The sequence below is a fragment of the uncultured Campylobacter sp. genome (assembly GCF_938030815.1).
In the GTDB taxonomy this organism is placed as follows: Bacteria; Campylobacterota; Campylobacteria; order Campylobacterales; family Campylobacteraceae; genus Campylobacter_B.
Genome location: NZ_CALHII010000072.1, coordinates 1 through 8,448, shown reverse-complemented (window position 1 = coordinate 8,448; position 8,448 = coordinate 1). Strand labels below are relative to the sequence as shown.

8 protein-coding genes and 1 pseudogene are annotated in these 8,448 nt (G+C 49.9%); all 9 read right to left on the bottom strand.

All coding sequences use genetic code 11. The features are described 5' to 3' along the window. Positions 1 to 611 (bottom strand): 3-methyladenine DNA glycosylase (locus tag Q0277_RS02630; protein ID WP_297995292.1); only part of this gene is annotated, 611 nt, incomplete at its 3' end. After that, entirely contained in the window at positions 608 to 733 is a 126-nt protein-coding gene (locus Q0277_RS02625; RefSeq protein ID WP_297995287.1) for a hypothetical protein, read from the bottom strand. The genes Q0277_RS02630 and Q0277_RS02625, both read right to left, overlap by 4 nt. Beyond that, entirely contained in the window at positions 730 to 1,713 is a 984-nt protein-coding gene (locus tag Q0277_RS02620; protein WP_297995286.1) for an ATP-binding protein, read from the bottom strand. The genes Q0277_RS02625 and Q0277_RS02620 overlap by 4 nt, the downstream gene beginning before the upstream one ends. Further along, complete coding sequence (locus Q0277_RS02615; protein ID WP_297995284.1) at positions 1,697 to 4,657, bottom strand: DEAD/DEAH box helicase; 2,961 nt, start codon at positions 4,655 to 4,657, stop codon at positions 1,697 to 1,699. Before Q0277_RS02615 ends, Q0277_RS02620 begins: the two co-directional genes overlap by 17 nt. After that, complete coding sequence (locus tag Q0277_RS02610) at positions 4,657 to 5,550, bottom strand: M23 family metallopeptidase (RefSeq protein ID WP_297995281.1); 894 nt, start codon at positions 5,548 to 5,550, stop codon at positions 4,657 to 4,659. Before Q0277_RS02610 ends, Q0277_RS02615 begins: the two co-directional genes overlap by 1 nt. Then, positions 5,543 to 6,790, bottom strand: coding sequence for a bifunctional folylpolyglutamate synthase/dihydrofolate synthase (locus tag Q0277_RS02605; protein ID WP_366517316.1), 1,248 nt, complete (start codon positions 6,788 to 6,790; stop codon positions 5,543 to 5,545). The genes Q0277_RS02610 and Q0277_RS02605 overlap by 8 nt, the downstream gene beginning before the upstream one ends. A 141-nt stretch (positions 6,791 to 6,931) precedes the next feature. Further along, positions 6,932 to 7,105 (bottom strand): annotated as a pseudogene (locus Q0277_RS11165) (bifunctional folylpolyglutamate synthase/dihydrofolate synthase); the annotation flags it as partial. 37 nt (positions 7,106 to 7,142) lie between these two features. Then, on the bottom strand, positions 7,143 to 7,682 hold the full coding sequence (gene lptE / locus Q0277_RS02600; RefSeq protein WP_297995277.1) for an LPS assembly lipoprotein LptE: 540 nt from the start codon (positions 7,680 to 7,682) through the stop codon (positions 7,143 to 7,145). 6 nt (positions 7,683 to 7,688) lie between these two features. Continuing rightward, a partial coding sequence (locus tag Q0277_RS02595; protein ID WP_297995274.1) for a class I tRNA ligase family protein occupies positions 7,689 to 8,448 on the bottom strand: 760 nt, incomplete at its 5' end.

Sequence of the window (8,448 nt, the reverse complement as noted above, 5' to 3'; positions counted from 1 at the left end):
TGAAATAGCGCATACACGCCGTTTTCGTTCTCCAGCTTATCTGCTTTTGCCGCCGCATCGCAGGGAGAGTTAGCGGAATTTACAAACTCATAGATCCGCTCAAATTCCAGTTCGCCTAGCCACGCGCTAAGCTCGTCGTAACTTTCAAACTCATAGCCCAAAGCCCCGAGCAGCCGCGCCGAATAGCTGTCTGCGACCATCACAGCGCGCTCGCACGCATAGCACAGAATTGCGTCGCAGCTCTCCGCGCTGATTCCCTTGCGCGCTAGCAGCCACTCACGGCTAACGCCCGCTTTAAAGCTCTCAAAATCCCCAAAATCCGCGATTATCGCTTTGCAAAGCAAGCTTAGGCGCCTAGCTTTTTGATTATAAAATCCGCTTACTTTGATGATCTGCGCAAGCTCCGCTTCCTCTAACCCGGCGATGCTTTCTAAGCTCAAAAGCCCCTTACTACGCAGGTTTTGCAGTGCCGCGTCTGCATTGCGCCACGCCGTGTTTTGGATCAAAATCGCCCCCACGACCACCTCAAAGCTTCCAAACGCAGGCCACCAGCGAAAATCCTTGATTTTCACGGCGCGAAAAAGCGCGATAAAAAGCTCTGTCGCGCTCATCTCGCGCCTCCGAAATTTCTGGCATAGTTTCTAAAATTTCGCGCGGCGACGGCGATTTTTTGCGCGCACTCTAGCACTGCGATAAAATTTACGCCAAATTTAAATTCGCGCGCCGTATTCATCTGCCGCCGCCTTTTAAATTTGCAAAAAATTCCTCGCTAAAGCTCAAGAAAAACTGCTTTGCTGCACGGCCGCTGCGACTTGCGCGAAGCATCGCAAACTCCCTCGCCTTTGCGTGCAACGCATCTAAATTTGTGGCGAAGCTCAGGCGAAATTCCGCCGCGCTCATACCTTGCGCAGCCGCAAAATAGGCATCTACGATCCCTAAATACTCCTGTATGCCCCCGCCGTAGAAGCTTAGCTGCAACCCGAAGCGCTCGCTCAGGCTGATTCGCTCGTTCGCCGCGTCGCTTAGGTGCAGCTCGCCGCGGCTGATCTGCGCAGCGTCGTTATCACTTGCGCATTCGCCTACGATGTGGCGGCGATTGGACGTCGCATACATCAGCACGTTGCGCGGCGCGCGCTCCAGCGAGCCCTCTAGCAGAGGCTTTAGGTGCTTGTAGCCACTCTCGCCGAGCTCAAAGCTCAAATCATCGCAAAAGATGATAAATTTAAAGCTTGTTTCGCGGATCGCGTCGATTATATCCACGAGATAACCCAGATCGTCCCTACCGATCTCGATGATCTTAAGGCCTTGCGGGATAAATTTAGAAAAAACCGCCTTCGCAAGGCTTGATTTGCCGCAGCCGCTCTCGCCCCACAAAAGCGCGTGGTTGGCGCTGCAGCCACGCAGGAAGGCGTCCGTGTTTTTTATAAGAGCCGATTTTTGGCTCTCTAGCCCCACGAGCGCGTCAATACCCGTGAAATCGATGTCGCGAACGATCTTTAGCGCCTTTTTATTCGAGCGAAAAGCGGCGACCTGCACAGCACGCCAATCAATCGCTCTAAAATCGCTAAAGTAAATTTGCTCGCTAGAGCTGCTTTGAGCGTTGTTTAGGATGGCTTGCGACGCTAAATTTAAACCGCTCGCCGCGTCCAAATTTAACTCTTCGCTTCTGCTTTTGCTCGCGCTTTTTTTGATATTTTCATCGCAAGTTCGCATTTTTTAGCTCCCTTCGCAGATAGATCAAAATTTCGCTTATCACATCATCATCGTCGCGCGTCTGTGCCTTTAATCGCACCTTATCGCCGTTTGCAAGGGTGATCAAGATATTTTCATCCATGCTCGAAATCACGCGCAAGCCAAGCTTCGTAGCCAAAACCTTAATCATCATCACGTCGATAAATTGCTTAGTGTAGACGTCCGCGCGCCCGAAGCGATCCTCGATCTCGCCGAAAATTTCAAGCACTTCGCTCGCCTCTGCGCACTTGCTAAGCCGCCTGTAAAGATCCAAGCGCAGGCGATCTTCTCTGATAAATTCCGAGTTCAAAAAGGCGTTTACCGAAATTTTAAGCTCCACGCTCGCAGCGGCGCTCTTTCTGCTTAGCAGCTTGCCTATCTCCTCTTCGAGCATCTTTAGATAAAGCGAGTAGCCGATCGCCTCGATATGCCCGCTCTGCGCCTCTCCGAGCAAATTTCCGCCGCCGCGAATCTCCAAATCGTGATACGCCAGCACCGAGCCGCTGCCCAAAAACGAGTTGCTCTCAAGCGCTACGAGCCGCTTTAGCGCGTCCTGAGTAAGAGCGGTTTTATCCTCGATCAAAAAGTAGCAAAAGCCCTGCTTATTGCTGCGTCCGACGCGACCGCGCAGCTGGTGCAGATCGGCGATGCCGAATTTATCGGCGTTTTCGACGATGATCGTATTTACGCGCGGCATGTGGATGCCGCTTTCTACGATGCTGGTGCAAAGTAGCAGATCGTATCCACCCGCCACAAATTTTAAAATTTCATCCTCCGTAGTTTTAGCGTCGATCTTGGAGTGCAAAATTAGAATTTTAAGGCTCGGCAAAATTTCAAGCAGTTTCTTTTTGGCGCTTTGCATCGTCGCGATGTGGTTATGAACGTAAAAAATCTGCCCGCCGCGTCGCAGCTCGCGCGAGATCGCCTCTTTTATGATCTTTTCGTCCCACTGCTTGACGAAGGTGCGCACGTCCAAGCGATCCTGCGGCGGGCTAAGCAGCGTGGAGTAGCTTTTGATCGAGCTTAGCGCCATATTTAGACTGCGCGGTATCGGTGTCGCGGACATACTAAGCAGGTGCGAGGCGGCGCTTTTCTCTTTGAGCCGCTCCTTTTGCTTAACGCCGAATTTATGCTCCTCATCGATGATTATAAGCCCTAAATTTGTGGGGTTTAAATTTAAAAGCGAATGCGTGCCGACCACGACGATCGCCTCTCCGCTTTGCAGGCGCTTTAAAATTTCACTTTTTTGCCTCGCGCTGCTAAAGCGATCGAGCTTGAAAACGGGAATTTCAAACTCCCTAAAGCGCTCGCTAAGCGTGGCGTAATGCTGCGAGCTAAGCAGCGTCGTAGGCACGAAAAACAGCACCGAATGCCCACTGCGGATGCAAGCAAAGATCGCATTCATCGCAACCTCGGTCTTTCCAAAGCCCACGTCGCCGCTAAGTAGGCGATCCATCACCTTGCCGCTTTGCAGATCCGCCAAAATCGCGCTCACCGCCTTTTGCTGATCGCTCGTGTAGCTAAAGCCGCTTGCGCTTAAAAATTTAGGATAATCCGCGCTTTCGTTTTTGATGACGAGCCCTCGCACCAGCTCGCGCTTTGCCGCCAATGCAATGATCTTTGAAGCGATCGCGAAGAGCTTTTCACGTACTCGCTCTTTAATTTTTGAAAAGCTCGCCCTGCCCAGATGATCCAAGCTCACGGCGCCGCCGCTTGCGACGTAGCGATCGATCTTATTTAGATACTCTACCGGCAGCAGCAGCTTGTCGCCGCCCTCGTAGAGCAGGGATACGAACTCCTTGCTGCGCCCCATCACCTCGATGAGCTCAAGCCCGTTAAATTTAGCGATACCGTGATCTTCGTGCACGACAAAATCGCCCACGTTTAGCTCATCCAGAGCCAGGCTCGATCTTTTCATGCGCTTTTTAGGCGCCGCTTTGTTTAGCGAAAGGATGATCCGCTCGGCGCTTATTAAATTTACGACGAAATCCTCGCGTAAAATTTCGATATTGCTAAATCCGCCAAGATCAAACGGCGCGAGCAGCGCGTCGTTTCGCGCGATCAGCGTGATAGCATCGCTGCGGTGAAATTCAAAAAATTCCTGCGACGGCGTCACGGCGAGGTCTTTAAATTTACGCGCCGCTGGCAGTACCTCGATCGCGTCTAAAAAATCCAAATTGCGCTCGGAAAAAATTTCATCCTTTTTGATCTCGTGCAGCAAGACGCAATCAAACGCGCTCGCGTAATCTACGAAGCCCTCGATAAACCAAAACCCTAGCGAACCCAGATCGCGAGCTAGCGCGTCGCTGTCCGCGCGCGATATCTTTTCGCTCACGCTCTCAAACTCGTCCTCGCTTAAATTTGCTAAAAACGGCGCTATCTCGGCTTGCGAAAGCTCATCTTTTTCGCTTTTTTGCGTCGCGACGTCAAAGCGCCTGATGCTCTCGACCCTCTCGCCGTCGAGTAGAATTCTAACCGCGCTTTCGCTCCCTACCGAAAAAATATCGATAATCTCACCACGGAAGCTTACCTCGCCCATGCTTTCGACGATATCGCGCACGTCGTATCCAAGGCGTAAAATTTCCTCTTTCAGCTCGCTTAGGCTTAACTCGCTTCCAAATTTTATATTTAGCGGGCGCAGATGGCTTGCGGCGGGGAGTTTGTTTAGAATCGTGCGGACGGGAGAGATTAAAATTTTTTTGCCGCTTGTTTTGTAAAACGCGCTAAGAGCGGTGCTGATACCCGCAAGCTCGCCCATGTAGCTGCGCAGATCCTCGCCGAAGCTCGCTCTAAAGTCGGGCAGGCAAAAGGCTGCGTAGCCCATAAATTTAAGCACCTGCTCGCACGCCGCAGCCTCTTTATCGTCCTCGCAGATCAAAAGCTCTTTTTGGTTTTGCAAAAAGTATTCGTAAACCTCGGCTTGCATTATTTAAACCTTTCGATCTGGTGCTGCACGACGTTTGCGATCTCCTGCCACGATACGTTAGGCTCCAAGGTCGAGATATTTTTGAAATTTTGCGCGTTCCAGCTCATAAAATTTGCAGGATCGACGCTTTGAGCCAAAAACCTAATTTCGTAATGCAGGTGCGGACCGGTGCTATAGCCGGTGTTACCGCTATAGCCGATAAGATCGCCCTTTTTAACCCAAGAACCGGGCGTTACGACCGCGGAGCTAAGGTGGCCGTAGCGAGTCTCAAAACCGTAATTGTGCGATAGAATCACTAAAATTCCATATCCGCTACCGCTGCCGCCTGCAAACTGCACGAAGCCCTCTGCCGTCGCAAACACCGGAGTCCCCTCGCTTGCTCGCAAGTCGATGCCGTGGTGCATCCTCATAACGCCGCTGATCGGATGAGCGCGCATCCCAAAAGAGCTAGTTACGCCGCGATACTGCATCGGGAGTCCGTTAGGCACAGCGCTAAGAATCGCGCTCGCCGTTTTTTCGCTAGCTGCGATGTGCGCGCCGGAGCCCTTTTTACGCTCCTTTTTCATCTCATTCATCGCAAGCATTACCTGGATATCACTATCCAGCCCGCCTCCGTCGTCCTCGCGTCCGTCCAGCTTGGCAAGCACCTCCTCATTTTTGCTCTCAAGCGCGATATTTTGCTCTTTTAGCGCGAGATTTTCGGCGTATAGGGTTTTGTTTAGCTCTTTTAAATTTGAACGGTCGCTCGCGAGTTTAAATATCGCAAAAAACAAAACAAGCAGAAAAATTACAAAAAACGCGGATAAAATTTTAAGTTGAAATCTAAAATTTTCGCCAAAATACAGTGTCTTGGTGCCAAAGTGATCGCTTAGGGTAAGTTTAGTTTTAGCCACGGCGCGCCTCAAGCCATAAAATGAAATTTTCTACCAAATGAAACGAGCCAAAAACCAAATACTCCTCGTCCGCTCTAAGCTCGCCGCGAAACGGCGAATGCGGAATTTTAAGCGCGTCAAGCGCACGGGTTATCGCCTCTGCCGCCATTTCGCGATCCGCAACCTCGTAGTTAAAGATCTCCACGCGCTCTACCACGGGCGCTAAAGTCCGCAGCACCGCAGCCACGTCCTTATCGGCAAAAGCATTGTAAATCAGCACGATTTTTTTACCCCCGTAGATTTCGGTAATTTCGTGGACTACTTGCTGCGCCGCAAGCTCGTTGTGCCCGACGTCCACGCGTAAATTAGGCGCCAGAGTCTCCATCCTGCCGCGTAAATTTAGAGGCGGTAGCTGCGAAATTTCAAATTTCAAATTTAAAAATTTCATCGCGGCAAGCGCTAGAGCTAAATTTGAAATTTGAAATTTAGGCAGATTATTGTGCGCGCAAAACCATGCAATCTGCGCTTGCTCACTCTCGCTTAAAAGCTCTGCTGCAAACCTCAAATGAGTTCCTTTTTGCTCTGCGATCTGCTGCGCGATACGAAGCGGAACCTCGCTCATCTCATCGCTTAAAATCGCTTCCTTATCCATCGTAATGAGCTTGGTGTGGGCGATCTGCTCTAGATTTTGTCCTAGCATACCCAAATGATCGGTGCCGATCGGCGTAAAAAGCGACAGCGTGCGCCCAAAGCTCGACGTAGCGTCAAACTCGCCGCCCATCCCAGCCTCGATCACGCAGTAATCGCAATCCCTAAAAAGCACTGCCGCCGCCAGCGTGAGATACTCGAAATACGACAGGCTATCTTTAAACTCCGCGGGCAAGCTCTCTTGCAAAAACTCATGCGCGAAATCAAGCTCCTCATCCGTAGCATCGCGCCCTAGCGAAATGGGAGGCGAGCTTTGAGTGGATTTAAAATTTGATCTTAGCGGAGATTTAAAATTTTGCTCAGACGAAAATTTGAGATTTTGCGAATTCCATAAATTTTGTGTAGAAGCAGAATTTTGCGTATCTATGGAATTTTGCGCGATGAAATTATGCTTGCTACAAAAATTTTGCGTGGTATAAACGGAGTTTTGCAGGGCGGAATTCTGCTCGCCGTGCGAATTCTGAGTAGCGATAAAATCCTGCGTGGCGGAATTTTGCAAATTAGAAATAGAAATTTGAGAGGCGGAATTTTCTCCGCTCACAAAATTTTGCATCTTTATGGAATTTTGTTTTTCCGTAAAATTTGGCGCCAAAGCGGAATTTTGCTCGTTTTTAAAATTTGAAGCGCCTGAATTTAACGCAAAAACGGGACTTTGCGCGATGCGTCCGCCTAGATAGATGCGCTCGTTGAGCCTAAAAACGTGCGGGCTAGTGTAGTGCCCGACGCTAAAGCCCGCTGCGGCGATCGCGTTAGCCAAAAACCGCCCAGTGCTGCCCTTGCCGTTGGTGCCGATGATCTGAATGACGTTTTTGAGCGGAATTTTATCTTTAATGGCGGCATACGCCCGCGGGAAGCGCTCATAGTCGATTTTTTTGTAATAAATCGGGCGATTTCGCAAAAATTCTTTAATGCTGCGCCCGCTCAAGTCTGAATCCCCTAATCGCAAGCGCCGAAATAAACTCGTCAAACGCCTGCTCAGAGGCATTTTCGATCGCCTTGTAGCGGTCCTTATCGCTAATGATCGAGCTCGTATCGTAGCTATTTTTGACTAGGCGGCTAACTTTAAAATCGTAATCGCCCACGCAATCCTTGCTGAAAACCTCGCCGTTTTTAAGCTTGGTGCTAAAATTTACGATGAGATTTGCGCGGTAGCTAGTGACATAGCCGAACTGATCGTATGAAAGCTCGCTAAAGCTTAGGCTTTTTATGCTCGCTACTACGATCGTCTGCGCCGAGTTTTTATCCGCAAGGCTCATCCCTAGGCGCTGGACTATACCCTGCCTGATCGCATCTTTAATAGCGACGGTGTTTTGCGGATCAGTTTTGCTCATCATCACATCCACAAATACACTTCCACTCATCGTCTCTTTTGCAATCCTTGAAACGGGCTTGTAGCCGCAGCCGATTAAAAAAATCAAACAAAAAACGGTTAAAACTTTTCTCATCTTCGCCTACTTTACCACCAAATTTACAAGCTTGTTTTTGACATAAATTTCTTTTACGACGCTCTTGCCCTCTAGCCATTTGGCGCAGTTTTGCTTCGCAAGGCTTAAAATTTCGCCCTCGCTTAGGCTCGCGCCCGCTTCAAACTCGGCGCGTTTTTTGCCGTTAATCGTGACGGCAAGTTTAATAGTATCGCTTTCGAATACCTCTTCGCAAACTCGTAGCTCGCCGAAATTCCGCCTTTTAAACAGCCGCTCGCTAAGCTCGGCGCAGATGTGCGGCACGATAGGCTCAAGCAGACTTAAGATCACAAAGTAACCCTCAGTAAATACGTCTTTGTTACTCTGCGCGTTTAGGGCGTTTAGCGCCTCCATACACGCGGCGATTAGGGTATTGAAAGCAAAGCTGCTCTCATAAACCTGCTGCGACTTCTTAAGCGCCTCGTAAACTTTAAGGCGGGCGTATTTTTCCTCTTTATTTAAAGCGGCGTGGTCGATCTGCGGAATTTTATCCGTAGCATAAGCATTTTCGGCGCGATCGTATAGGCGACTAAGAAATTTATACGCGCCCTCTACCGCGCTGTCGTTCCACTCAAGCTCCTTTTGCGGCGGCGCGGCAAAAAGTATAAAAAGTCTCGCCGTATCGGCGCCATAGGTCTCGATGATATCATCCGGATCGACGGTGTTTCCTTTGCTTTTACTCATCTTTGCGCCGTCTTTAATGACCATGCCTTGCGTTAAGAGATTGGTAAAGGGTTCATAGAAATCG

Bases quoted from the DNA above. Each gene is read 5' to 3' on its own strand.
- Q0277_RS02625 (WP_297995287.1), bottom strand. From the start codon at position 733: ATGAATACGGCGCGCGAATTTAAATTTGGCGTAAATTTTATCGCAGTG.
- Q0277_RS02620 (WP_297995286.1), bottom strand. From the start codon at position 1,713: ATGCGAACTTGCGATGAAAATATCAAAAAAAGCGCGAGCAAAAGCAGA.
- Q0277_RS02615 (WP_297995284.1), bottom strand. From the start codon at position 4,657: ATGCAAGCCGAGGTTTACGAATACTTTTTGCAAAACCAAAAAGAGCTT.
- Q0277_RS02605 (WP_366517316.1), bottom strand. From the start codon at position 6,790: ATGCAAAATTTTGTGAGCGGAGAAAATTCCGCCTCTCAAATTTCTATT.
- lptE (WP_297995277.1), bottom strand. From the start codon at position 7,682: ATGAGAAAAGTTTTAACCGTTTTTTGTTTGATTTTTTTAATCGGCTGC.